Genomic DNA, 20038 nt, shown 5'->3' on the forward strand with positions numbered 1-20038 from the left:
GACTAAAGCGTGGACTTCGCCCTAAACCGCCTTCCCTTTCAGGCCGACCATCCGCTTGAGCATGCCGCCCATGTCGCCGATGCCGGCGCCGTGGACGGCGCCTGCGCGGTAGACCTTGGTGGACAGCCACAGGATGAGCAGGGCGAACCCGGCCATCAGGCCCATCTGGGCGAGCACTTCCCAGAGCGGCGGATCATGCGGCATGCGCAGGATCAGCAGGAAGGGCGTGAAGAACGGAATCCATGAGGCGATGTCGACCAATGGAGAGCCCGGATCCTGAAAGGCGATGAAGATCGCGAACATGGGTAGCATGAGCAGGATCATCATTGGGCTGAGCAGGGTCTGCGCTTCCTGAATCGTATCGCAAAGCGAACCGAGCGCCATGAAGATCATGCCGTACATGATATAGCCGAGAATGAAGCTGATCAGGCCCGGCACGATGATGGCCGGATTGGCAAGCGTCGCCAGGAATGGCTCGATAATGCTGCCAACACCCGGAATCTGTGTCGCGACCAATGTGCCGCCCGCAAAGGCAAACAGGCCCCAGGACAGCATCATGGTGGAGGTGACCGCGAACACGGCGAGCATCTTGCCTGCCAGCAATTCCGGCAGCTTTACCGAGGTCAGCAGTGTGTCGAAAATCTTGTTCGAGCGCTCCTCGATCGTGCCCATCAGCAAGTACTGAATGATCGAGAACACCATCAGCCAGAGGAAATAGGCGAGCCCGCCCGCGACGAACATCGGCGCGCGGTCGGCCATCGTCACTTCGGCGCCGGTGGCATCCTGTTCCTCGATCGTGCGGATACGGCGTGCCGGCACGTCAAAGGCCGCATCATCCACGTTCTGGAGGAAGTCTTCGCCAAGCCCGGCTTCGTTGAGCGCATCGCGGCGGGCAAGGCGCAGCATGGCATCCTGGGCGAGATAGCGCAGCTGGTCGACATTGACGTCGTCGCTCCAGTATTCGAGCTCGCCGCCATCTTCGGCCAGCACAAAGGCCGCAAAGAGCGGCTTGTCGCCGAGCGGACCGGAGACCAGTTTTTCACCGAGCAGATAGGGTCGCAATCCGTCAATGGAATCTGCGGGCGCGGGCACCGGGATGAATTTCCGGCTGGCAATGCTGGCTCCTTCGGCGGCGGCGCGGGCTTCATCCTCGCTCATGACGGGCAGGTCCAGCTGTTCGGCAAGTTCGCTTGTACGTTCCGCATTGGCCATTTCCCGGCGCTGGAACTCGGCTTCGATCGCCTCGGCATAGATGCCACCCGGCTCGATGACGGCATAGTAGCGCACCGGCGAGGATTGCGCCGCAAAACTGGCGAGCGCCGCACCGATGATCATGAAGAGCGGCACAGCCGCCAGGCTCAGCCAGAAGCCCCAGGCCTTTACATAGCCAAGATAGTCCCGGCGAAAGATCAGCAATATGTTGCGCATCAGGCGGCCTCATCTTCTGCAAGCGATGCGGCCAGAGCGGCTGCATCTGCCTCGCCCACCAGCGACACGAACACGTCGCGCAGGCGGGCCTCTTCGGGCGCAAAGCCGGTAATCGGTGCGCCGGCCTCAATTGCGGCGCGCAAGGCGTCCTGCGCCTCCCGGCCCGGCGGCAGATCGATCCGCCAGGTCTCGCCATGTCCGGCATCTGTCGTGCGGACCGCCTCGAACCCTTTCGGGCCGAGTGCGCTCGACAGATCAAACCCGTTCTCGACGGAAATCCGTGCCCCCTGCCCCAGCGTGGCAAAGGCCTCCTTCAGCGTTCCGTCCAGAACCTTGCGCCCCCGCGCCATCATCACGATGCGGTCGCAGAGGCGTTCGGCATGTTCCATGACATGGGTGGAGAACAGGATGGTCGCGCCGCGTGCATGCTCGGCACGGACAAGATCTTCAAGGGCTTGCTGGTTGACCGGATCAAGGCCTGAAAAGGGCTCATCCAGGATCAGGAATTTGGGCCGGTGCGCCAGCGTGGACAGGATCTGGACCTTCTGTGCCATGCCCTTGGACAATTTCGAGATGCGCGCGCGGCTGAATTCCTCAAGGCCCGCAGCGCTGAGCAGTTCGTCAGCGCGCGTCCGCGCATCATGCGCTGACAGGCCCTTCAGGCGCGCAAAATGGCTGATCGTGTCGCGCGCGGTCATCTTCTTGTACAGGCCGCGCTCTTCCGGGAGGAAGCCGACCTGCTGAAGCGCGCGGACATTCGGCCGCGCACCGAACAGTTCCACCTCGCCTGAATCCGGCTCCATGATCCCGAGTCCCATGCGCAAGCTGGTCGATTTGCCAGCGCCGTTCGGGCCGAGAAAGCCGATGATCTGGCCGTCCGGCACTTCAAGGGACAGGTTGTCCACGGCGGTAAATGTCCCAAACCGCTTGGTGACAGAGGTCATGATCAGGGGCGATGAGGGCATCGGCATGGCGTCCTTGTAGGCAATCGACGTCAGGTCGTTAGTGTTTGTCGATATGGATTACCCTCAATCGCCCGAAACGCCTTGCCAAGCCCTTAAAGGAGTCGCAGCATCATTCCAGATGAAGACGATGCCTCCCCTTTCAGGACTGGATCGCCTGACAAAAGATGCAGGTGCTGACGGAATCCGGCGCCCGCCTGGTTCCCTTGAGAAATACGCAGAACAGTTGGCCCGGATCGAATCCGCCCTCGCCCGCATGGAAGCGGGGCGCTATGGCCTATGCACAGGATGTGACGCCAGAATCCCGCTGACACGGCTCAAGGCTGATCCGGCCATCGCGACATGCGCCGATTGCAAGGAACCGGAAAACCTGTCGATCTGAGTGTTCTAAAGGACGAGTCCGAACAGTGCGATGAACAGCTGGACGACCAAGGCCAGCACCACCATCAGCACGACAGTGGCCATCCAGCGGCCACCCAAATTCATGACCAGACCGGAGACAATGCCGAATACGGTCATCAGGCCGAGGGCAATCATCCAGTTCATGCCAATGGCAACGGCGAGCGTTGCATAGCCGACGGTCAGGATGATGAGCAGGCTGCCCCAGATGCTTCCCACCATGAAACCATCCCAAGTCGCCTTCTGGGCGCTGATGTCCATGTCTCCACGATGATATTCACTGGCAGCCATTTAGGGCACTCCCCGTCAAAAACCTTGTGACCTGCGTAATATATCAGGGCGAAGCAGGGTCAAGCGCGTCAAAGCGCTCCAGTTCAGTTTAGTTGCTTGTTCGATTTGGGCCGCTTGGGCGTCATTGCCCGTGGCAAGGGCGCTGCGGGGATACCCTCTTCACGCAGGGCTTCGGATTCTTCGGCAGAGGTTTCGCCCCAGATCGGCCGGTTGTCGGTCTCGCCATAGAACATCGAACGCGCCTCGTCTGCGAAGCTGTCGCCGACATAGTCGAAGTTGCGCGAGACGTGGTCGCGTGCCTTCGCAAGAAATTCCCGCGCCATCGCCGCCTCATCCGGCGCGGCCTTGCGACCGTCGGATGTACGCACAGACGGCGCCATGATCTGTTTGACCACATTCTCGCCGCCGCACATCGCGCAGCTGACAAGGCCCCGGCTGGACTGGTCGTCAAACGCCGAAGACGACGCAAACCATGCCTCGAAGTCATGGTCGCAATCGGAACAGATAAGCGCGTAACGGATCATGGCTGCCGCGGATTATGCGCCGAGCAGGGAATCCAGCTTCCCGGCCTTTTCCAGTGCCATCATGTCATCACAACCGCCAACATGTTTCTCGCCGATAAAAATCTGCGGGAAGGTGCGACCGCCCCCAGACCGTTCGACCATTTCGGCTTTTTTCTGCGCATCCATTCCGGCGTCGATTTCATTGAAATTGACGTTCTTGGATTTCAGCAGGGAGACGGCGCGCGTGCAGTAAGGACAGAACTGGCGCGTATAGATTGTGACATCAGCCATTGAGGGGCTCCTGAATAGTTTCTTCCGGTTTTATATGGTGACATCCGTTTCCCGCACAACGCGCGCAAGCACCAGCACGTCGACTTGTCGCGCGCCTGCCTGTTTCAGGGCACGCGTGCAGGCAGACAGGGTCGCACCCGTCGTCAGGACATCATCCACCAGCAGGATACGCTTGTCGTGCACATGGGTTGCAGCGCGGTCGGAGACTTTGAATGCCCCCGCCACATTGCGACGGCGAGCCTTCGCGCTGAGCCCACCCTGAGTGGGCGTGCGGCGGCGGCGTTTCAGGACATCGACGCGGCAGGACAGGTCGGCACGGCGGGCAATACCCTGTGCCAGCCAGGCTGACTGGTTGAAGCCTCGACTGACAAGGCGCGTATAGTGCAGCGGCACGGGCACGATCAGATCGGCTTCGGCGACCAGTTGCCCCCCCGCCCGGTGCATCCAGCCGGTCATGACATGCAGCCCGTCCCGGCGGCCGGATCGTTTGAGGTCAAGCACGATGCGGCGACTGGCGGCCTCATAGACGAGCGCCGCGCGGGCCCGGTCCCAACGCGGCGGGCGGGCGATACAGGGCGCACATTGCGCCCCTGGCCCAAGGTCCAGTTCCATTGGCCGGCCACAGCTTTCGCAGACAGGATCGGAAAGGAACCCGATGGCGGCGAATTCGGACGGCGAGAGCGGCCCCTTGCCTGCGCCGCGCTGGCCACTGACGAGGGAGCGTTGGGGCCAGAGAAATTCAGCCGCGCCGCGCATTAGCCCCTTTGCCATGCGGGCCCGGTGGTCCATATCGCTGCTCATGCCTTCCCCGGTCCCCCCGAATTCTGCGCCGCCCCGCCTGTTCGACCGCGAACGGGTGGCCCGTAATCGCAGCCGGGCCGCAGCCAGTTTCAAAGAATATGACTTCCTGAAAGCGCGCGTGTCGAGCGATATCGCGGACCGGTTGGCGGATACGTCTCATTCCTTTGATCGCGCCTTTGATCTCGGCGCACATGATGGCCAACTCGCCAAACTGCTTCAGGCCAGCGACCAGGTCGGGTCTGTCGAAGCCGGGGATATATCCAGCGGCATGGTGGCGCTCAGCCGGGCCGGCGGTCTGAACGCAGAGCAGGTGGATGAAGAGGGCCTGCCATTTCCACAGGCCAGCCTGGACCTGATCGTGTCGGCCCTGTCCCTTCATTGGGTGAATGATTTGCCCGGTGCGCTGGTGCAGATCCGTCAGGCGCTGAAACCGGACGGCTTGTTCCTGGGCGCGCTATTCGGTGCGGGCACGCTGAGTGAGCTGCGGGCCAGCCTGATGGAGGCGGAAACGGAACTGACCGGCGGCGTCGCGGCACGTGTCTCCCCCCTGCCCGGCCTGCGCGATATGGCGAGCCTGATGCAACGGGCCGGCTTCGCCCTGCCAGTCGTTGACCGCGATCAGGTTGTGGTCCGGTACGGATCACCGATGGGCTTGCTAGCCGATTTGAAAGGTATGGGCGAGCGGGCGGCATTCGCAGCCGGGACAATGCGGCCCCTGCCGCGCCGTGTGCTGATGCGTGCCATGGAAATCTATGCAAATGACTATAGCGATCCGGACGGGCGTGTGCGCGCAACATTTGAAGTGGTGCATATGTCTGGCTGGAGCCCGGCAGACTCCCAACCCAAACCGCTAAAACCCGGAAGCGCCAGGGTCAGCCTCGCCGACGCTGTACGAAATCACAAATCTTCCTGACGTCTGGTCGCAAGACCTGACGAGTGATCGATCAGGACATTTCCGTTTCAACGGTTGTGAATGTCTGGTTGATGGATGTGGCCACGGCCACGAGGCCGCCCATGATCGCAACGGCGATCAGTCCTACCAGAAGTCCGTATTCCACGGCGGTTGCGCCCGTATCGTCACGCAGGAAGCGGCGTATCATTGTATTCGAGGCCATCATGTTCGCTCCGAGTCTGTCTAGTTACCCGAGAGCACGTCAAACAGGGGAATGTCTGCCGCAGGCGCCGGATAGAGATGAAGGTCCGATGATCTGACCCAGGCCAAGGCCTGTCCTTCCCTGGGCGAAAGCTCGCCTTCCCAACTCTCCGTTGAGAACAATGGCATCAAAAGGTGAAAATCTGGATAAGCATGACTGGCAAAAGTGATCGGTTTCAGAGAGGTCTCGTCCACCATGATGGAGAGTTCTTCCTGTAATTCCCGCACCAGCGCCCGCTCTGGCGTCTCACCTGTCTCGACCTTTCCGCCTGGGAACTCCCAGAGGCCCGCCATCGGTTTGCCAGCGGGGCGTTGAGCCAGCAGGATACGGCCTTCGGCATCATAGAGCGCAGCGGCGACCACAAGCACCATTCTACGCGTCATGTACGATAGGCTCCGTTGATGTCGACATAGCCATGCGTCAGGTCGCAGGTCCAGACCGTGGCAGACGCCTCGCCCACGCCGAGGTGGACACGGATGGTGAATTCCGGCTGGGCAAATACCCCGCCGGCGGCTGCTTCGCTATAGTCCGGCATGCGCCCGCCCGCAGAGGCAACCTGGACATCATCAAACCATATGGCGAGCTGGTCCATGTCTATCGGCTCAAGCGATTTGCCAACGGCCATCACGATCCGTCCCCAATTGGCGTCTCCGGCAGCCATGGCCGTTTTTATGAGGGGCGAGTTGGCAATCGAACAGGCGACCACCTTTGCGGAGGTTTCCGACACTGCGCCTTCGACCGTGATTGTCACGAACTTGCTGGCCCCTTCCCCGTCCTTGACGATGAGGTGGGAGAGGTCGAGGCAGACCTGCTTCAAGGCGGTGGCGAATTCGGCGAAACGGGGATCGTCCCGTGTGGCGATCTCGGCCATGCCGTTGGCGCCGGTGGCGAATACCATCAGTGTGTCGGATGTCGACGTGTCGCCATCCACCGTGATGTTGTTGAAGGTCTGGTTCGTTACCTCTTCTAACAGACCTTGCAGCAGGTCTGGCGCGATGGCGGCGTCAGTGAAAACATAGGCCAGCATGGTCGCCATGTTGGGCGCGATCATGCCCGAGCCCTTGGCGATGCCGGCCAGATTGACGTTCACGCCGTCAATCTTGGTCGCAAGCCCTGCGCCCTTGGGAAAAGTATCAGTCGTCATGAAGGCGCGTGCCGCGGCTTCCCAGTCAGGAGCCGAAAGCTTGCCCGCAAGATCGGGCACGAACGCGCCGACATAGTTCGGGTCTGGCAGGGGTTCGCCAATCACGCCGGTCGCTGCGAGGAAACATTCCTGTTTTTCCACGCCCAGCGTATCGGTCAGCGCCTTGAGGGTTGCCTCGTTCTTGAGAACGCCCTTGGCACCGGTGAAGGCATTCGAGTTGCCCGAATTTGCGATCAGGGCCCGGGCCTTGCCGGCACCTGACTTCAAGGCCTCCCGGCACCAGATGACATCCGCCGACGCGGTATGAGACAGCGTGTACACGCCGGCGCAGTGGGTACCTTCCTCAAAGCTGAAGAGGAACACATCATCGCGCGTCATGCCACGTGCCGCATAGAAGCCGCGCGAACCGGTGGCCGCGCGCACACCCTTGACGACCGGCAGGTCTGGAAAGCGAGCCGGGGCGAAGGGAGATGGGGTCAGTTTCAAAGTTCACGTCCTTGTTCATCAGATGCGGGCTGCTCTTTGAGGAGATCGCCGTCGCTTTCAAGCGAAAGTGCGGCATCCGGGACAATGTTTGTCGATTTCTCGCCCTTTTCGATCTGCGCTTCGGTGCGCAGGCGTCGCAAGATCTTGCTGACCTGGTTGAGCGTCAGGAAGGTCACGATCTCCGGCCGCATCTCGGCGCGGGTCTTGGGTGGGCTGGTTCGGCGATCCTTCACCTTCAACAGGTGCCAGCCATCGGCAGACAGGAAGGGTTCAGAGACTTCGCCGACCTTTGTGTTGGCGATCACGACCGGGAACGGATCTGCCATATTGTTTGGCGCGACATAGCCCAGGCCCCCATTCTCCATGCGCGTGGTGGTATCAAGCGAGTTGGAGACGACGAGGCTTTCAAACGTGGCGCCGTCCTGAATTTGCTGATGAAGTGCCCGGGCCTCTTCCTCGGTTTCAACCAAGATATGCGCGATCGAGACTTCGTCGTCCTCCTGCTGGAGGGCGACCTGCTCCTTGTACATGGCCTCGATGCTGTCCTCATTCACTTCAGACGCAACCAGGCTCTCCACGAGCAGATTTCCGAGAATACGTTCGCGCGCAACTTCAAGCCGGCGCTCTGCTGCGGCGCCCTTGTCGAGCCGGCGGTTCAGCGCCTCTTGCGCCATCAATTTCTGGTCGATCAGCTGGTCCAGGACCAGATCGTAGTTTTCGTCGCCGGGGCCGAACGCGTCGCCCGGTGAAATCAGGCCGCGCGCAACGGCCTCCAGCTCAACTTCGCTGACATAAATCGGATCGCCATTCACCGTGACGGCAGCTGCGGCCTCGACCTGAATGACGGGTTCTTCTTCGACTGGCCGGTTGCAGGCGGGGACCAATAAAAGCGCGGAAGCGGCAAGCAGTGCAGGCAAAGCGCGGGGAAAGGGCTTCATAAGCAGCACGGTAAAGTCTCCTTTAGGCTGAGGGCGCTGCATTGACACCCCAATGCGGCGTTCTTAAGTCTGACCCGAACGCTGGTCGAGGGGTTTCAGCCAGCGAGTGTGCTGTGGGAGAACCCACAAATATTCTGCCGGTTCCGCTGTCAGGATTAGAGTTTTGTCGCCCCAGATCAATTGGTGCTACCTGATATGCTTTCTGTTGCCCGCAAGATTTTCGGTTCAGTTAATGATCGCAAGCTGAAGCCGCTGCACGCGCGCGTCAACCGGATCAACGCGCTCGAGCCGATGATGGAGGCGCTCTCCGACGAAGCCCTACGCGGCAAGACGGACGAATTCCGCAAACGCCTCGCCGATGGCGCCACACTCGACAGCCTGCTTGAAGAAGCCTTTGCGGTTGTCCGCGAAGGCGCACGACGCTCGCTCGGCATGCGCCATTTCGACGTTCAGTTGATGGGCGGCATGGTGCTGCACTCCGGCAATATCGCCGAGATGCGCACGGGTGAGGGCAAAACACTGGTCGCGACGCTGGCGGTTTACCTGAACGCGCTTGAGGGCAAGGGCGTTCACGTCATCACGGTCAACGACTATCTCGCCAAGCGCGACGCCGAGTGGATGAGCCAGGTCTATGGCTTCCTTGGCATGTCGACCGGCATCATTGTTCATGGCATTTCCGACGAGGAGCGCCGCAAGGCCTACGCGTCTGACATTACCTACGGCACGAACAACGAGTTCGGATTCGACTATCTGCGCGACAATATGAAATACTCGCTGGACCAAATGGCCCAGCGCGAACACCATTTTGCCATCGTCGACGAAGTCGACTCCATCCTGATCGACGAAGCGCGCACGCCGCTGATCATCTCCGGCCCGACCGATGATCGGTCCGAACTCTATATGGCGCTTGATGCCCTGATGCCGCGCCTGACGGATGAGGATTACGAACTCGACGAAAAACAGCGCTCGGTCACGTATACCGAAACCGGCACGGAAAAGATCGAAGGCTGGTTGACCGAGGCCGGCACGCTGGAAGGCTCCATGTGGGAGCCGGCGAACATCTCCATCGTCCACCATGCCAATCAGGCATTGCGCGCTCACAAACTGTATGCGCGCGACAAGGATTACATCGTCAAAGACAGTCAGGTTATGCTGATTGACGAATTCACGGGTCGCATGATGGAAGGCCGCCGCCTGTCAGAAGGCCTGCACCAGGCCATCGAGGCCAAGGAAAAGGTCGACATCAAGCCGGAAAACCAGACCCTGGCGTCGATTACGTTCCAGAACTATTTCCGCCTCTACAGCAAACTGGCCGGCATGACCGGTACGGCGCTGACAGAGGCCGACGAATTTGCCGATATCTACAATCTCGGTGTCATCGACCTGCCGACGAACAAGCCGATCCAGCGGATTGATGAGGATGATGTCGTCTACCGCACCGCAAGTGCGAAATATGCCGAGATCGTCAAGGACGTCCGCGAGTGTCATGCCAAGGGTCAGCCGGTCCTGCTCGGCACGGCGTCGATCGAAAAATCCGAAGTCCTGTCGAACCTGCTGACGACCGCCAAGATTCCACACAAAGTGCTGAACGCGCGCCACCATGAGCAGGAAGCCCAGATCGTGGCCAATGCCGGTGTGCCGGGCGCCATTACCGTTGCCACCAATATGGCCGGACGCGGTACCGACATTCAGCTCGGCGGCAACTTCGAAATGCGCGTTGAACAGGAAAAGGCCGAACAGGAAGCCAAGCTTGGCCGCGAACTGACCGAAGGCGAATTGTCCCTGCTGACCAGCCAGATCAAGGCCGACATCGAGGTCAAGAAAAAGCGGGCGCTGGACGCTGGCGGCCTCTACGTTCTGGGTACCGAGCGTCACGAGAGCCGCCGGATCGACAACCAGTTGCGCGGCCGAACAGGCCGTCAGGGTGATCCGGGTAAGTCCAAATTCTACATTTCCATCGAAGACGACCTCATGCGCATCTTTGCGGCAGAGCGGATGGACAATGTTATGCGTCGCCTTGGCATCAAGGAAGATGAGGGCATCACTCATCCCTGGATGAACAAGGCGATGGAAACATCGCAGAAGAAGATTGAACAGCGAAATTTCGAGATCCGGAAGAACGTCCTCAAATATGATGACGTGATCAATGATCAGCGTAAGGCCATCTTTGAGCAGCGCATGGAATTCATGCGCGCCGAGAATGTCTCCGACACGATCATTGATATGCGCGAAGACGTGATCAACGGCCTGATCGCCCGTACCATGCCCGAGAAGGCCTATGCCGAGCAGTGGGACATGGATGGGCTGGCCGAAGCCCTGCGCAATGATTTTGCCGTGGACATGCCTGTGAAGGATTGGGCCGCCGAAGAAGGCGTTGCCAATCAGGAAGTGGCCGAGCGCGTCCACAATGGAATCGCCAAAGTCTATGAGGCGATCACAGAGCAAGTCGGTCTTGAACAGATGCAGCGGATTGAAAAACAAATCCTGCTTCAGGTCCTCGACATGCGTTGGCGCGAGCATCTCCAGATGATCGACCAATTGCGGTCAGTGATCCATCTGCGCTCCTACGGTCAGCGCGACCCGCTGAACGAGTTCAAGGAAGAAGCCTTCAACTTGTTCTACAATTTGCTGAACGAGTTGCGCGCGACCGTGACCCGCTCACTGATGCATATCCGGGTTCAGACACCGGAAGAAAAACAGCAAGCGCAACAGCGACGCCCTGTGCCGCAAGCGCCGGCGCCTGTTCCGCCAATGCGCGAAACGCATCTTGATCCGGATACGGGCCATAATGAGATGTCGAGCGACGATACGCCGCCGCCCGGACCAGCCCTGCATCAAGCAGAGGAAAGCTGGGCCAGCACGCCCCGCAACTCCCCCTGCCCATGCGGCTCCGGCAAGAAGTACAAGCATTGCCACGGCGCCCTGACCACGCAGAAGGCCTAGTCCTTTGGCCCGGCTCATCGTGCTGTCGGGCTTGCCGGGCTCCGGAAAATCTACGCTTGCGAAAGGCCTGAGTGACCTCTCAGGCGCTATCCTTCTCAGGGTCGACGTATTCGAGCAGGATTTGCGCAACGTCAATAGCAGCGATTTTGATGTCGGCGCGCAAGGATACCAAATTGGCTACGACCATGCCCGGCGCCATCTTCTGGAAGGCAAAGACGTAATCGCCGACGCCGTTAATGCGGTGGAACCGGCACGCGAGGGCTGGAGAGCCATCGCTCAGGAAACAGGCACGCGCGTCATCGAGATCGAAATTGTGTGTACGAATGAAGACGAAGCCGCCATGAGGCTGCGCACTCGTGAGACGGGCATCGACGGCTTGCTGCCTATCAGTCTTCAAGAACGCCGCGAGCGTATCTGGGAGCCGAACCCCCAGATTTCAGGAACAGTCGATACGGCTGGCCGACCGATTGCAGACTGTGTGGATGATCTTTTCCACCTCGTAAAATAGATCGGGTAAAGCGCTAAATCGGAACCTCGTAGTAAACGCCGCGTTCACCCTGATGAATACTCTCAAGGAGACTCATCATGGGCCGCACGCTCACCGCCATCATCGCTTTCCTCTGCGTCGCATTCGTGATCGCACTCGGCTGGTTCTATCTGCAGGAAGGCTCATTCGAAGGCGCTGGCGCGCGCATGGACGCGACGCTGGAAGATCTGCCCGAGGAAACATCCGAATTTGCGAATGAAGTGTCTGATGCGGCCGACGAGATTTCCGACGAGCTGGATCAGGATGGATCGCCCAACCGGTAACCACGTCACAAGATGACCGCAATGTAACCTTGGACTGGCCCCGGCTGCGCCCCACCTCCGCCGCGACCAGCGGGTCATAAACCGTGTCTCCAATCTTTTTTTGGGGATCCCAAACATGACCGATACGTCTCAACCTCCATCGCCGTTCGCGAGCCTTGTGCCGCAACGGTCCGTCGGCCTGAAATTGTTGCTCGTCTGCGGACTTGCCCTCCTGATGGCCATTCCCGCCCTCTTCATACATTCCGTGGTCCAGGATCGCCGCATGGGCGCGGATCGCGCGCTTGCCGACGTCAGTGAAATGGTCGGAGGCCAACAATCCGTGCTGGGACCGGTCTTGTCCGTACCCTATTCACGCACCCTCGGCCCAAGGCACAATGAACTGGTTTACGGCTATGTGGTCGCTTATGCCGATACCGGCACCGCCTCGGCCGATGTGGATGTTCAGATGCGTACCCGCGGCATTCACGCCATCCCTGTCTTCGATGCCACGATCAGCATGGACGCTGTATTCGATCCGGCGGCCTTGCGCGCCGCCTTGCCCGACGACGCCACCCCGATCTGGTCGGATGCCAGGGTCTATCTCGGGGTCTCGGACACGCGCGGCATCCGGGATGCGATCACCGTCACAGCGAATGGCACGGACTTGGCCATCGAACCAACGCCCTATTACGCGTCCAATGCCGGCAAGTACCAACCTGTGCCGCCCTCCGGTGTGACCCTTGCGGGCGGCCATATTGCTGGTCTCGAAACTGCCACATCACCGATCGCTTTGACCTCCAACATGCGCCTGTCCGGGGCCGAACGCCTATCCATCGCGCCATTTGCAAAGGATACGCGGGTCGACCTTGTGAGCAATTGGAATGATCCCAGCTTCCAGGGCGGCGTACTGCCCGAGCGCCATACGGCAGGCGACGGCCAGTCGGAAGGCTTCGAGGCGCATTGGCGCGTGCCCTATCTGGCCCGCGGCATTGCCGGCGCAGGGGCCAATCTCGACCTTAGCGAACTGACAGAATGGAACCGTCGCGACATGGCTGTCCGGTTCATGAAGGAAGGCAATCCCTATCAGAGCGTCGAGCGCGCGTTGAAATATGCCGTCATGTTTGTCGGCTTCGTTTTCCTCGCCTACTTCCTGTTCGAAGTGACCAGCGCCGCACGCGCCCACCCCGCGCAATATGTCCTGGTCGGACTGGCACAGACGATCTTCTACATCCTGCTGCTCGCCATGTCGGAGCGTATCGGCTTTGACGGAGCCTTCCTGATCGCCGCAAGCATGACCGTGCTGCTGACCGCCGCCTATGCGGCCAGCGTATTCCGCTCACGGCTCTATGGCCTGCGCGCGCTGGCCATCCTGTCCGGCATCTACACGCTGATCTATGTGCTGATGCGGGCCGAGAGCCATGCCCTGCTGGCGGGCGCTCTGGCAAGTTTCGCGGCCATCGCACTGACCATGTACATGACCCGCAACATTGACTGGTATGGTGAGCGGACCTCCGCCCCCGCTGCTTGACATGGAGGGGGAAGTGCCCGAACGCCTAGGCCCTATGATGACGACACTTCCCCCTGTTCGCGGCAAGCTGCTGAAGGACGCGAACCTCGCGCCCTATACCTGGTTCCGGGTGGGCGGGCCGGCCGACTGGCTGTTCCTGCCCGAAGACGAAGCCGACCTTGCCGGCTTCCTGAAGACGCTCGACCCGGCCATTCCGGTGACCGTACTCGGCGTTGGCTCGAATGTGATCGTGCGCGATGGCGGCATCGAGGGCGTGGTCATCCGCCTGATGGGAAAATACTGGGGGAGTGTGGAAGCCGGGGACGATTTGACCCTGACAGCGCGGCCGGGTGCACTGGACCTGTCCGTCGCCAAGACTGCCGCCCGGCACGGCATCAGGGGGCTGGAGTTCCTGTCCGGCATTCCAGGATCGCTCGGCGGGGCGACCCGCACCAATGCCGGGTGCTATGGTCAGGAATTGCGGGACGTGCTGGTCGGCCTTGAAGGCTACCTGCGCGATGGCACCCATATCGCCTATCGCGGGCCGGGCCGGGCCGGCAACCTGCCGGAAGCGCAGTTTTCCTATCGACACAGCGACCTGCCCAATGACCTGGTCGTCACCAAGCTGACCCTGGAAGGCAGCGGCACAGGCGCACCAGACGCGATCCTTGCAGAAATCGAAGCCCTACAGGCCCGCCGGGCCGAGACGCAGCCGATCAAGGACAAGACATCCGGATCCACGTTTGCGAACCCCGACCCGCCCGGCACGCCAAACCAGCGGTCCGCATGGAAACTGATTGACGCTGCGGGCTGCCGCGGCCTGAAGGTCGGCGGCGCACAGGTTTCGCCAAAGCACTGCAACTTCCTGATCAATACCGGCGATGCCACAGCCGCAGACCTCGAAGCGCTGGGCGAGCTTGTTCGCGCGCAAGTATGGGACTCTCAGGGCGTAAAGCTGCGCTGGGAAGTGCGCCGCATCGGCCGCATCAAGCCTCCCCTCCCCTGATCGGGCACCGCGAACCTAGAACTTGCCTTCCAGCTGGACTGTGAAGATCGGGCCGAAATCGCGCGCGCGGTCTTCAACGCGCACGACATTGCCAAGGCGATTGGTGTCGTACAATTGCCGGCGGAACGTGTCATTCTGGTTCGCGACGTTCCCGATCATGGCCTGACCGGTCATGCCCCAAAGATCCTTGTGCTCGACATAGGCGAACCCAAATCCTGGGCGCGCCCCTTCCTGCCCTGTCTCGGACAGGCGATAATACGGATTGCGTTCCCAGCGCTCGAACCCGACACCCCAAGCCCAATCCGTTCTCGGAACATCCTGGCGCATCTCGGCGAGCATCCAGTATTTCGAACTGTCGTTGATCGGCCTCACCTCTCCGGTGAGCGGGTCGGTCACTTCCGACTCGAAATACTCGCCTTCAAAGGACAATTCCGCGCCGGCAAAACCGACTTTGTCGAATTTCAACGTGGCGTCCCACTCCGCTCCGACCCGCCAGGCCGAGTCGAGGTTTCCGGGACCGTCGCCCGTCCCGATGGGTACACGGTCAACAATGTCCTCGATATCGGAATAGAAGACTTCGAGCGTCGCGGCGCCCCAGCCGCCATAATTCTTCTCGGCCTGGGCGCTCAGTCGCCAGCTCTGCTCAGGAACGATTTCAGGATTGCCATTCTCGCCGTTCCCGGCACTCAGATTGACCGATGAGACAAAATCGAAAAAGTCCAGCTGCCCCACTTCCCGCTCAAGGCGTGTGACTAGTTTCAATGACGGATCCACCTGCCAGGATAGGCTGGCGAAGCCTTTGGGGCGGGTGAAGGTCCGCACATTGGACGCATCGCCGGACTGGGAAAGTTCCGATATTTCGGCGCCCATGGAAACTTGCCCGGTCACTGAGGGGGAAAGCCGGCGACCATGCGTCACGGAGACTTCTCCGCGCTGTTCCTCAACTCGTGAATTCGCGTTCGGCAGAGTCTGCAGCTCCAGCGGACTGCCACCTTCGGAACTGGCAAGAGAAGATTGCTGATCCAGATAGTTGAAGGCTCCCTCCAGCGCGAATTGCCAGTCGTTTCCATTCTCAAATGCAAGACCATACTCCGTCCGGAGAATATATTCGCCCTCTTCAATATCGCGCGTGAACAGGCTTTCGGAAATATCCGTCCCATCAACATTACCGCGGAATACGCGGTCAATGATGGGGCTGTCCTCTCGGCGAACCAGGCCGATTGCCTTTAGCCGGCCCGGCCCAAAGCCAAATTCATAATCGCCACCGACTTCCACGAACACTTCATCCTCAGCGCCCTCATACAGGCGCCGCCCCTCTGGCCCGTTAACCGGAAAGAGTTTCGAGGTTTCTTTCCTGTCTGGCTGGAACAGTGTGGTCTTTGCGTTGAGATTTCCGATAGCCCCCGAGGCTGGCGTCCAGCCAACCGATCCGGATACGGAGACATATTCGGCGGCATAGGTAAAGTCTTCCTCACGGCGCTGTATCAGGTCGCCGAAGCCGTCGGTGACAAATTCAGGACCGTTGGAGGCGCCGCGCTCCGGGCTGCTCTCAGCCTCGAATGACCAGCTGATATCCCCCTGCCCGCCGGATAGTGTGAGATTGAGGCCGTTGTAGAAGGGCGGGAGGTTGTCACGGAACCGGGCACGCCAGCGCCAAGTGCCTGAGACCGCCCCATCTCCATTGGTGATGACATTCACGACATGCCCGGACAGGCCGGCAATTTCAAAGGCTGACGCATCGACCAGTTCGAGCCGCACAACGCTGGAGGCGGATATCCGGTCCAGCGACTCGGTCGCCCCATTGGACTTTCCAGATACGCGCTGACCATTGATCAGCACATTCCCACTGGCCTGACCAAATCCGCGAGAGCCGTCATCATCGCCCTGGATCGAAAATCCCGGAATGCGCGAAACCATTTCGAGCGCCGTGCGCGGTGCATACTGACTGAAATCGTCCATCGTGTAGATGGTTGCACCGGGTGTGGTTTCCGGTGCCATATCCGCCACAGCCGACAGGGCGATGAATGATGTGGCCAAGCTGAAGCATGCACTGGCGGCAAGCCGTGTGAAAGGGATCACGCTGCGTATCCTCCCCGCAGATGTCTGGAAAAAATCCGGTGTCTCACCACCGCGTCTATGTCGAATATCGATATTGACTACATACGTAGTCTAAATATGGCAACAGGCCCAAACCTATATTTTTTGTCATCCTGCCGAGAAAAGGTTTTGTAGCTGCCACGCTAAGGCCGCTTTAACCCTGCAGACGCGATGTATAGTCAGAACGCCAGCTTGCAGGAAAATCTCATGAAACGTGTTGCCGTGATCTATGGAGGCTGGTCGTCCGAGCGGGACGTGTCGCTCACCTCGGGCAAGCAGATGGCGAGTGCGGCGCGCACGGCCGGGTATGATGTTGTTGAAATTGATGCCGGACGTGACCTCGCTGCGCAACTGACCGATGCGAAACCGGACGCGGTGCTGAATGGCCTGCACGGACCTTGGGGCGAGGATGGGTGTGTGCAGGGCGTACTGGAAGTGCTGGGCCTGCCCTATTCCCATTCGGGCGTATTGTCCTCGGCGCTCGCCATGGACAAGCTGAAGTCGAAAGCGGTCTTCCGGCAGGCGGGCATTCCGATTGCGGAAGACAAGCAGGTCACCCGCGCAGAAGCGGCTACCGCGCATCCTCTCAAGCCCCCTTATGTGATCAAGCCGGTCGCGGAAGGATCGAGTTTTGGCGTGCTGATCGTACGCGAGGGTGCCAATGGGCCGGCCAAGGAGCTGACCGGGCCGAACTGGCATTATGGCGACCATCTGATGGCCGAGGAATTCATCCCCGGCCGTGAGTTGACCGTGGCCGTGCTGGGCGACCGAGCACTGGCTGTCACAGAGATCACGACCTTAAGAGACTATTACGATTTTGATGCAAAATATGAAGCTGGTGGATCGCAGCATGTGATCCCGGCAGACCTGCCTGCCCCTGTGACCCAAGCCGCAATGGAATTTGCGCTGAAGGCACACCAGGCGCTCGGTTGCCGGGGCGCGACGCGGTCCGACTTTCGCTATGACGACAAGAGAGACCGGCTCGTGATCCTGGAAACAAATACACAACCCGGCATGACGCCCACCTCGCTTGTCCCCGAACAGGCCGCTTTCGTTGGTATGTCCTTCGAACAGCTGGTCGCCTGGATGATCGAGGATGCTTCATGCCAAAGGTAACCCGCAATCAGACTGTGCCAAAGTCCAAGAAGAAGGCGAGCCGCCGCCCTGCTGTCATCGTAGATGAAGTGACGGGTGAAGAGGTTCGCGTTTCGTCCGTCGTCTTTGGTTTTGTCATGCTTGTGGCGATTGTCGTGGCAACCGCTGCCTGGATGGGCGGCTCGATATCCCAGGTCGAGAACCGCTTTGCCAGCTTCATGGACGACACGGCGCGCACGGTCGGCATTTCCGTCAATGACGTGTCCATCATCGGCCTGGAACAGGATCCGGCCCTCGCACAGGATATTCGCGCCGCCGCCATGATCGAGCCCGGCGAGAACATGTTTCGCGCAGACCCGCATGTCATCCGTCGCCGGGTCGAAGGCACCCACAAGGTGCTGAATGTGCGCGTCCATCGACTCTGGCCCGACCAGGTCGTAATCATCGCGGACGCCGCCGAGCCGGTTGCGCTGTGGCATGACGGCAAGGCATGGACTGTCGTGGACGGTCTGGGTCGCGTCATTCCGGATGCCCGCGCCGATGACCACAAGGACCTCATCCGTCTGGCGGGTCGCGGCGCCGCCAAGGCCGCCCCGGCCCTCGTAACTGCCCTCAAAGCTGAGCCGGACGTCGCGCCGCGCATCGCGATCGCTACCCGCATCAATGATCGCCGCTGGGACATGCGTCTTGTCTCCGGCGCAACGGTCCGCATGCCGGAAGATCACCAGATGGTGGCTGCGCTGGACAGCCTGTCGACCCTGCAGGTGCGCACAGCGCTGATGCAGCGCCCGCTAGAGACCATCGACCTGCGCAATAAAGGCCGGGTCTATCTGGACCCGGTGAACGATCCTGACTTCACAGCACGCAAAGAGGCGGCCCGGAGCTGATGGCAAACGTTCAGGCCCGGCGTAAGCCTCTTGTGGGGTCGCGCACGTCCAGCCCCGTTGCGGCGCTGGACATCGGTTGTTCGAAAATCACGTGCCTGATAGGCCGAAATGACGGCACCGGCCCCCGCAATTTCCAGATCCTTGGCGCAGGGCGCCAACAATCTCGCGGTTTCAGTGGCGGCACGATCACCGACATGCAGGGTCTCGAACGCTCGATCCGTCTGGCCGTCGAAGATGCCGAGCGCGAAGCGGGCGAGCAGATCAATCAGGTCATGCTGGGCATAACGGGGCCGAAACTGAATTGCCAACTGGTCACCGCGACCACCGAGATCGGCGCCCGCGAGGTGACCCCCAAGGACATCCGCCGGGTTCAGGCTCAGGCCATGGCGCAGATCTCAACCAAGGGCTCCGATGTGCTTGCTGCCTGGCCGGTTGCCTATCGCGTGGATGCGCAGGAAGGCGTGCGTGAGCCCGCCGGGATGTACGCAGACACACTCGGCCTGATGCTGTCTGTGGTCACCGCGCCCAAGTCCATCGTCCGGAATCTGGTCGAATGCGTCGGCCGCGCGCATCTCAGCGTCGATGCCCTGATCCCCTCCTCCATTGCCAGCGGTGCAGGCACGCTGATCGACGACGAAATCGAGAATGGTGCCATCTGTATCGACATGGGCGCCGGCGTTACGGCGGTCTCAGTCTATCTGAACGGCTCGCCCGCATGGCTTGGCCTTATCCCGGCTGGTGGCACACATGTGACCTCCGATATCGCGCAGGGCATCGGCACGACATTCGCCGCCGCCGAGCGCCTCAAAAGTGTCTATGGCACCGCCAATCTCGAAGGCCCGGGCCTGGCAGAACGGATTGAGGCCCCTCGCCTGGGTGATGATGGCCGTCTGCAAGCCACCCGGATGGAACGGGGCAAGCTCGCTGAAATCATCGCGCCGCGCGTCGAGGAAATCTTCGAATATGTTCAGCAAACCCTGCAAGGCAGTGGTGTACGCAAAGTACTGCCGCGCCGCGTGGTGCTGACCGGCGGCGCGAGCCAGTTGCCGGGCGTTCGCGACGTCGCCACGCGCATCCTTGAAGCGCAGGTGCGGCTCGGCCGTCCGACAAATGCTGAGTTCCTTGGCGAAACACTGGGAACACCAGCTTTTTCTACAGCTTCAGGTCTGCTACTGTATCCCGAGTTGGGGTTCGCAGACGCAGTACGGGCTGGCATTGCGTCAAAGGAATACGGAGCAGAAGCCCGAAGCGGAGCCGTGAACAAGGCGTTCCATTGGTTGAAAGAAAATTTCTGATACCAATCGCGAATCACTTAAC

The 20038-nt window shown here is 60.5% G+C and carries 21 protein-coding genes; 10 read left to right on the forward strand and 11 right to left on the reverse strand.

Going from position 1 to position 20038, the window contains the following annotated elements; translation table 11 throughout:
- Positions 1-21 precede the first annotated feature (21 nt).
- Both B3527_RS11825 and B3527_RS11830 read right to left on the reverse strand, forming a co-directional pair.
- The gene (locus B3527_RS11825; RefSeq protein ID WP_206991392.1) at positions 22-1428 is read right to left on the reverse strand and encodes an ABC transporter permease; all 1407 of its coding nucleotides are present in this window, start codon (positions 1426-1428) and stop codon (positions 22-24) included.
- The gene (locus B3527_RS11830; RefSeq protein ID WP_206993276.1) at positions 1428-2393 is read right to left on the reverse strand and encodes an ABC transporter ATP-binding protein; all 966 of its coding nucleotides are present in this window, start codon (positions 2391-2393) and stop codon (positions 1428-1430) included. Before B3527_RS11830 ends, B3527_RS11825 begins: the two co-directional genes overlap by 1 nt.
- 118 nt (positions 2394-2511) lie before the next feature.
- On the opposite strand from B3527_RS11830, the gene B3527_RS11835 reads away from it, so the two are divergent.
- Entirely contained in the window at positions 2512-2772 is a 261-nt protein-coding gene (locus tag B3527_RS11835) for a TraR/DksA family transcriptional regulator (protein ID WP_290479999.1), read from the forward strand.
- A gap of 5 nt (positions 2773-2777) precedes the next feature.
- On the opposite strand, the gene B3527_RS11840 is transcribed toward B3527_RS11835, so the two are convergent.
- The 4 genes from B3527_RS11840 to B3527_RS11855 form a co-directional block, all read right to left on the reverse strand.
- On the reverse strand, positions 2778-3080 hold the full coding sequence (locus B3527_RS11840) for an aa3-type cytochrome c oxidase subunit IV (protein ID WP_034815077.1): 303 nt from the start codon (positions 3078-3080) through the stop codon (positions 2778-2780).
- A gap of 83 nt (positions 3081-3163) precedes the next feature.
- Positions 3164-3604 (reverse strand): DUF1178 family protein, encoded by a 441-nt coding sequence (locus tag B3527_RS11845; RefSeq protein ID WP_034815074.1) that lies wholly within the window; start codon positions 3602-3604, stop codon positions 3164-3166.
- A 12-nt stretch (positions 3605-3616) separates the two neighbouring features.
- Positions 3617-3874 (reverse strand): glutaredoxin 3, encoded by a 258-nt coding sequence (gene grxC, locus B3527_RS11850; RefSeq protein WP_290480000.1) that lies wholly within the window; start codon positions 3872-3874, stop codon positions 3617-3619.
- 30 nt (positions 3875-3904) lie between these two features.
- Positions 3905-4675 carry a ComF family protein gene (locus B3527_RS11855; RefSeq protein WP_290480001.1) on the reverse strand — a complete coding sequence of 257 codons (771 nt, stop codon included), beginning with the start codon at positions 4673-4675 and terminating at the stop codon, positions 3905-3907.
- Between B3527_RS11855 and B3527_RS11860 the strand changes: the two genes are divergently transcribed.
- On the forward strand, positions 4674-5588 hold the full coding sequence (locus B3527_RS11860; RefSeq protein WP_290480002.1) for a methyltransferase domain-containing protein: 915 nt from the start codon (positions 4674-4676) through the stop codon (positions 5586-5588). The genes B3527_RS11855 and B3527_RS11860 overlap by 2 nt on opposite strands.
- Positions 5589-5619: 31 nt before the next feature.
- On the opposite strand, the gene B3527_RS11865 is transcribed toward B3527_RS11860, so the two are convergent.
- From B3527_RS11865 to B3527_RS11880, 4 genes are read right to left on the reverse strand one after another with little or no spacing between them, the layout of a single operon-like run.
- Entirely contained in the window at positions 5620-5793 is a 174-nt protein-coding gene (locus B3527_RS11865) for a Flp family type IVb pilin (RefSeq protein WP_242517406.1), read from the reverse strand.
- Between the two features lie 17 nt (positions 5794-5810).
- Complete coding sequence (locus tag B3527_RS11870; RefSeq protein WP_034815068.1) at positions 5811-6212, reverse strand: (deoxy)nucleoside triphosphate pyrophosphohydrolase; 402 nt, start codon at positions 6210-6212, stop codon at positions 5811-5813.
- Entirely contained in the window at positions 6209-7459 is a 1251-nt protein-coding gene (argJ, locus tag B3527_RS11875; protein WP_290480003.1) for a bifunctional glutamate N-acetyltransferase/amino-acid acetyltransferase ArgJ, read from the reverse strand. Before argJ ends, B3527_RS11870 begins: the two co-directional genes overlap by 4 nt.
- Positions 7456-8397 carry a peptidylprolyl isomerase gene (locus tag B3527_RS11880; RefSeq protein WP_051607846.1) on the reverse strand — a complete coding sequence of 314 codons (942 nt, stop codon included), beginning with the start codon at positions 8395-8397 and terminating at the stop codon, positions 7456-7458. Before B3527_RS11880 ends, argJ begins: the two co-directional genes overlap by 4 nt.
- A gap of 195 nt (positions 8398-8592) precedes the next feature.
- On the opposite strand from B3527_RS11880, the gene secA reads away from it, so the two are divergent.
- From secA to murB, 5 genes are all read left to right on the forward strand, one after another.
- Positions 8593-11340, forward strand: coding sequence for a preprotein translocase subunit SecA (secA, locus tag B3527_RS11885; RefSeq protein ID WP_290480006.1), 2748 nt, complete (start codon positions 8593-8595; stop codon positions 11338-11340).
- Positions 11341-11344: 4 nt separating this feature from the next.
- Positions 11345-11848, forward strand: coding sequence for an AAA family ATPase (locus B3527_RS11890; RefSeq protein WP_290480007.1), 504 nt, complete (start codon positions 11345-11347; stop codon positions 11846-11848).
- A gap of 77 nt (positions 11849-11925) precedes the next feature.
- Positions 11926-12150, forward strand: a complete 225-nt coding sequence (locus tag B3527_RS11895; RefSeq protein WP_034815061.1) for a hypothetical protein — start codon at positions 11926-11928, stop codon at positions 12148-12150.
- Positions 12151-12265: 115 nt separating this feature from the next.
- Complete coding sequence (gene creD / locus B3527_RS11900; RefSeq protein ID WP_290480008.1) at positions 12266-13657, forward strand: cell envelope integrity protein CreD; 1392 nt, start codon at positions 12266-12268, stop codon at positions 13655-13657.
- Positions 13658-13691: 34 nt separating this feature from the next.
- Complete coding sequence (gene murB, locus B3527_RS11905) at positions 13692-14642, forward strand: UDP-N-acetylmuramate dehydrogenase (RefSeq protein ID WP_290480009.1); 951 nt, start codon at positions 13692-13694, stop codon at positions 14640-14642.
- Between the two features lie 15 nt (positions 14643-14657).
- Here the strand turns inward: murB and B3527_RS11910 are convergent, their stop codons facing one another.
- Positions 14658-16721, reverse strand: a complete 2064-nt coding sequence (locus B3527_RS11910; protein ID WP_290480010.1) for a TonB-dependent receptor plug domain-containing protein — start codon at positions 16719-16721, stop codon at positions 14658-14660.
- 225 nt (positions 16722-16946) lie between these two features.
- On the opposite strand from B3527_RS11910, the gene B3527_RS11915 reads away from it, so the two are divergent.
- From B3527_RS11915 to ftsA, 3 genes are read left to right on the forward strand one after another with little or no spacing between them, the layout of a single operon-like run.
- Positions 16947-17855 carry a D-alanine--D-alanine ligase gene (locus tag B3527_RS11915; RefSeq protein ID WP_290480011.1) on the forward strand — a complete coding sequence of 303 codons (909 nt, stop codon included), beginning with the start codon at positions 16947-16949 and terminating at the stop codon, positions 17853-17855.
- Positions 17843-18721, forward strand: a complete 879-nt coding sequence (locus tag B3527_RS11920; RefSeq protein ID WP_206991404.1) for a cell division protein FtsQ/DivIB — start codon at positions 17843-17845, stop codon at positions 18719-18721. Before B3527_RS11915 ends, B3527_RS11920 begins: the two co-directional genes overlap by 13 nt.
- Positions 18721-20016: a cell division protein FtsA gene (gene ftsA, locus B3527_RS11925; RefSeq protein ID WP_206991405.1), complete on the forward strand. Its 1296-nt coding sequence runs from the start codon at positions 18721-18723 to the stop codon at positions 20014-20016. Before B3527_RS11920 ends, ftsA begins: the two co-directional genes overlap by 1 nt.
- Positions 20017-20038: the final 22 nt, after the last annotated feature.

It is taken from the genome of Hyphomonas sp. UBA4505, assembly GCF_002388685.1.
Classification (GTDB): domain Bacteria; phylum Pseudomonadota; class Alphaproteobacteria; order Caulobacterales; family Hyphomonadaceae; genus Hyphomonas.

Excerpts from the sequence above, each read along its gene's own strand:
- B3527_RS11835 (WP_290479999.1), top strand. The coding sequence starts at position 2,512 with ATGAAGACGATGCCTCCCCTTTCAGGACTGGATCGCCTGACAAAAGAT.
- murB (WP_290480009.1), top strand. The coding sequence starts at position 13,692 with ATGATGACGACACTTCCCCCTGTTCGCGGCAAGCTGCTGAAGGACGCG.
- B3527_RS11920 (WP_206991404.1), top strand. The coding sequence starts at position 17,843 with ATGCCAAAGGTAACCCGCAATCAGACTGTGCCAAAGTCCAAGAAGAAG.
- ftsA (WP_206991405.1), top strand. The coding sequence starts at position 18,721 with ATGGCAAACGTTCAGGCCCGGCGTAAGCCTCTTGTGGGGTCGCGCACG.
- B3527_RS11830 (WP_206993276.1), bottom strand. The coding sequence starts at position 2,393 with ATGCCCTCATCGCCCCTGATCATGACCTCTGTCACCAAGCGGTTTGGG.
- creD (WP_290480008.1), top strand. The coding sequence starts at position 12,266 with ATGACCGATACGTCTCAACCTCCATCGCCGTTCGCGAGCCTTGTGCCG.
- B3527_RS11855 (WP_290480001.1), bottom strand. The coding sequence starts at position 4,675 with ATGAGCAGCGATATGGACCACCGGGCCCGCATGGCAAAGGGGCTAATG.
- B3527_RS11840 (WP_034815077.1), bottom strand. The coding sequence starts at position 3,080 with ATGGCTGCCAGTGAATATCATCGTGGAGACATGGACATCAGCGCCCAG.
- B3527_RS11845 (WP_034815074.1), bottom strand. The coding sequence starts at position 3,604 with ATGATCCGTTACGCGCTTATCTGTTCCGATTGCGACCATGACTTCGAG.
- B3527_RS11860 (WP_290480002.1), top strand. The coding sequence starts at position 4,674 with ATGCCTTCCCCGGTCCCCCCGAATTCTGCGCCGCCCCGCCTGTTCGAC.
- grxC (WP_290480000.1), bottom strand. The coding sequence starts at position 3,874 with ATGGCTGATGTCACAATCTATACGCGCCAGTTCTGTCCTTACTGCACG.
- B3527_RS11865 (WP_242517406.1), bottom strand. The coding sequence starts at position 5,793 with ATGATGGCCTCGAATACAATGATACGCCGCTTCCTGCGTGACGATACG.
- B3527_RS11880 (WP_051607846.1), bottom strand. The coding sequence starts at position 8,397 with ATGAAGCCCTTTCCCCGCGCTTTGCCTGCACTGCTTGCCGCTTCCGCG.
- secA (WP_290480006.1), top strand. The coding sequence starts at position 8,593 with ATGCTTTCTGTTGCCCGCAAGATTTTCGGTTCAGTTAATGATCGCAAG.
- B3527_RS11870 (WP_034815068.1), bottom strand. The coding sequence starts at position 6,212 with ATGACGCGTAGAATGGTGCTTGTGGTCGCCGCTGCGCTCTATGATGCC.
- B3527_RS11825 (WP_206991392.1), bottom strand. The coding sequence starts at position 1,428 with ATGCGCAACATATTGCTGATCTTTCGCCGGGACTATCTTGGCTATGTA.
- B3527_RS11915 (WP_290480011.1), top strand. The coding sequence starts at position 16,947 with ATGAAACGTGTTGCCGTGATCTATGGAGGCTGGTCGTCCGAGCGGGAC.
- B3527_RS11895 (WP_034815061.1), top strand. The coding sequence starts at position 11,926 with ATGGGCCGCACGCTCACCGCCATCATCGCTTTCCTCTGCGTCGCATTC.